The sequence below is a fragment of the Polycladomyces subterraneus genome, assembly GCF_030433435.1.
GTDB classification, from domain to species: domain Bacteria; phylum Bacillota; class Bacilli; order Thermoactinomycetales; family JIR-001; genus Polycladomyces; species Polycladomyces subterraneus.
Map to the genome: position 1 here is coordinate 1 of NZ_JANRHH010000007.1, position 3,257 is coordinate 3,257.

Consider the following 3,257-nt stretch of genomic DNA (forward strand, 5'->3'; position numbering starts at 1 on the left):
GTTGCACCTTGAAAATTGGATACGGGAGAGTCAAGCATTCACAGGTAGCGAGTCCTGAGGAGAAGCTAGTAAGGGCGCACGGTGGATGCCTTGGCGCCAGGAGCCGATGAAGGGCGGGGCGAACACCGATATGCCTCGGGGAGCTGTAAGCGAGCGTTGATCCGAGGATTCCCGAATGGGGCAACCCACCAGTCCGACGAGGGCTGGTACCGCCACCTGAATCCATAGGGTGGACGGGGGCATACCGGGGGAACTGAAACATCTTAGTACCCCGAGGAGAAGAAAGCAACAGCGATTCCCTAAGTAGCGGCGAGCGAACGGGGAACAGCCCAAACCGTCGGGTTTTGCCCGGCGGGGTTGTGGGGCGTCTCACATGGAGTGACAAAAGGCGAGGGTAGACGAAGTGACCTGGAACGGTCCGCCATAGGAGGTAACAGCCCTGTAGTCGAAACCTTCGTCTCTCCGAGACGGACCCCGAGTACCGCGGGACACGTGAAATCCCGTGGGAAGCAGGGAGGACCACCTCCCAAGGCTAAATACTCCCTGGCGACCGATAGCGAACCAGTACCGTGAGGGAAAGGTGAAAAGCACCCCGGGAGGGGAGTGAAAGAGAACCTGAAACCGTGTGCCTACAAGCAGTCGGAGCGTCCTTAGAGACGTGACGGCGTGCCTTTTGTAGAATGAACCGGCGAGTGACGGTCACGTGCGAGGTTAAGGCGAGAAGCCGGAGCCGTAGCGAAAGCGAGTCTGAATAGGGCGAATGAGTACGTGGTCGTCGACCCGAAACCGGGTGATCTACCCATGTCCAGGGTGAAGTTGAGGTAACACTCAATGGAGGCCCGAACCCACTGGTGTTGAAAAACCAGGGGATGAGGTGTGGGTAGGGGTGAAATGCCAATCGAACTCGGAGATAGCTGGTTCTCCCCGAAATAGCTTTAGGGCTAGCCTCGGAGGATGAGTGACGGAGGTAGAGCACTGATTGGGCTAGGGGCCCTTCCCGGGTTACCGAACTCAGTCAAACTCCGAATGCCGTTTACTTTACTCCGGGAGTCAGACTACGAGTGCTAAGATCCGTGGTCAAGAGGGAAACAGCCCAGACCACCAGCTAAGGTCCCCAAGTGTCCGTTAAGTGGAAAAGGATGTGGGGTTGCTGAGACAACCAGGATGTTGGCTTAGAAGCAGCCATCATTTAAAGAGTGCGTAATAGCTCACTGGTCAAGTGACCCTGCGCCGAAAATGTAACGGGGCTAAACGGACCACCGAAGCTGTGGGTGTATCGAGAGATACGCGGTAGGGGAGCGTTCCCAGGGCATCGAAGCTATGCCGTAAGGCATGGTGGAGCGCTGGGAAGTGAGAATGCCGGTGTGAGTAGCGAAAAGAGGGGTGAGAATCCCCTCCGCCGAAAGCCTAAGGTTTCCTGAGGAAGGCTCGTCCGCTCAGGGTAAGTCGGGACCTAAGCCGAGGCCGAAAGGCGTAGGCGATGGACAACAGGTTGAAATTCCTGTACCACCTCCACTCCGTTTGAGCGAAGGGGGGACGCAGGAGGGTAGGGGATCGCGCGGTTGGAAGTGCGCGTCCAAGCGGTGAGGCTGACCGGATAGGCAAATCCGTCTGGTCGTAAGGCTGAGCCGTGATGGCGAGGGAAATTATAGTACCGAAGTCCCTGATCTCACACTGCCAAGAAAAGCCTCTAGCGAGGAGTGAGGTGCCCGTACCGCAAACCGACACAGGTAGGCGAGGAGAGAATCCTCAGGCGCGCGGGATAACTCTCGTTAAGGAACTCGGCAAAATGACCCCGTAACTTCGGGAGAAGGGGTGCCTCGGTAGGGTGAAAAGCCCGAGGAGGTCGCAGTGAAGAGGCCCAAGCGACTGTTTAGCAAAAACACAGGTCTCTGCAAAGCCGTAAGGCGAAGTATAGGGGCTGACGCCTGCCCGGTGCTGGAAGGTTAAGGGGAAGGGTTAGCTTCGGCGAAGCTCTGAACCGAAGCCCCAGTAAACGGCGGCCGTAACTATAACGGTCCTAAGGTAGCGAAATTCCTTGTCGGGTAAGTTCCGACCCGCACGAAAGGCGTAACGACTTGGGCGCTGTCTCAACGAGAGACCCGGTGAAATCGTAGTACCTGTGAAGATGCAGGTTACCCGCGGCAAGACGGAAAGACCCCGTGGAGCTTTACTGCAGCCTGATATTGAATCTAGGTACAGCTTGTACAGGATAGGTGGGAGCCTGAGAAGCCGGAGCGCCAGCTTCGGTGGAGGCGCCGGTGGGATACCACTCTGGCTGTACCGGGGTTCTAACTCGCAGCCGTGATCCGGCTGGAGGACCGTGTCAGGTGGGCAGTTTGACTGGGGCGGTCGCCTCCTAAAAGGTAACGGAGGCGCCCAAAGGTTCCCTCAGCGCGGTTGGAAATCGCGCCTAAGAGTGTAAAGGCAGAAGGGAGCTTGACTGCGAGACCTACAAGTCGAGCAGGGACGAAAGTCGGGCTTAGTGATCCGGTGGTTCCGAGTGGAAGGGCCATCGCTCAACGGATAAAAGCTACCCCGGGGATAACAGGCTAATCTCCCCCAAGAGTCCACATCGACGGGGAGGTTTGGCACCTCGATGTCGGCTCATCGCATCCTGGGGCTGAAGTCGGTCCCAAGGGTTGGGCTGTTCGCCCATTAAAGCGGTACGCGAGCTGGGTTCAGAACGTCGTGAGACAGTTCGGTCCCTATCTGCCGCGGGCGTAGGAAATCTGAGAGGAGCTGTCCTTAGTACGAGAGGACCGGGATGGACGCACCGCTGGTGTACCAGTTGTGTCGCCAGATGCATCGCTGGGTAGCCAAGTGCGGACGGGATAAGCGCTGAAAGCATCTAAGCGCGAAGCCCTCCTCAAGATGAGATTTCCCATCCCCTAGTGGGAGTAAGACCCCTTGAAGATGACGAGGTAGATCGGTCCGAGGTGTAAGCGCAGTAATGCGTTGAGCTGACGGATACGAATCGGTCGAGGGCTTCTCCTCACTCGCAGAGTGAATGCTGGATGATCCCGTAACCAATTTTGAAGGTGTAACCAAACACCATATATCCTGTCTGGTGGTGATAGCGGAGGGGAACCACCCGTTCCCATTCCGAACACGGAAGTTAAGCCCTCCAGCGCCGATGGTACTTGGGGCGGGAGCCCCTGGGAGAGTAGGACGCTGCCAGGCAGGATTTTCTCCTCTATAGGCAAAGCGGAGAGGTGTCAGAGCTGGACGAAGGAGCACGAATGGAAATAGTGTAG

2 rRNA genes are annotated in these 3,257 nt (G+C 57.2%); both read left to right on the top strand.

What is annotated here, in order from left to right:
- Nucleotides 1–58: 58 nt before the first annotated feature.
- Nucleotides 59–2,997: ribosomal RNA gene (locus tag NWF35_RS00890) — 23S ribosomal RNA — on the top strand.
- Nucleotides 2,998–3,066: 69 nt separating this feature from the next.
- A 5S ribosomal RNA gene (gene rrf, locus NWF35_RS00895) occupies nucleotides 3,067–3,183 on the top strand.
- The last annotated feature ends 74 nt before the right edge of the window (nucleotides 3,184–3,257 follow it).